This is a genomic window from Deinococcus alpinitundrae (assembly GCF_009982895.1).
Classification (GTDB): domain Bacteria; phylum Deinococcota; class Deinococci; order Deinococcales; family Deinococcaceae; genus Deinococcus; species Deinococcus alpinitundrae.
Genome location: NZ_WXZL01000258.1, coordinates 1 through 270, shown reverse-complemented (window position 1 = coordinate 270; position 270 = coordinate 1). Strand labels below are relative to the sequence as shown.

The window sequence follows — 270 nt, the reverse complement described above, 5'->3', positions numbered from 1 at the left end:
CTTTACTTTATCAGCAGGAACTTGAGTTTCCGTTTCCGGAATCATGGTTAATTCAGCATTTGCCAAATCATAACCCTTAGCTTCAAGTGCATCACGAATGGCAGCAAATTCTTTAGGATCCGTGTAGATTTCGAACACTTCATCAGAAGTTTGTACGTCATCCGCACCTGCTTCGATAGCATCTTCCATCATTTGGTCTTCGTCTTTATCCAAACCTTCGCGTTTAATAACGATGTAGCCCTTCCGGTCGAACATGTACGAAACTGAACC

At 42.6% G+C, this 270-nt stretch carries 1 protein-coding gene; it reads right to left on the bottom strand.

What is annotated here, in order from left to right:
• Nucleotides 1–270: YebC/PmpR family DNA-binding transcriptional regulator (locus GUI70_RS25710; protein WP_202630602.1), on the bottom strand; the 270-nt coding region annotated here is incomplete at both ends.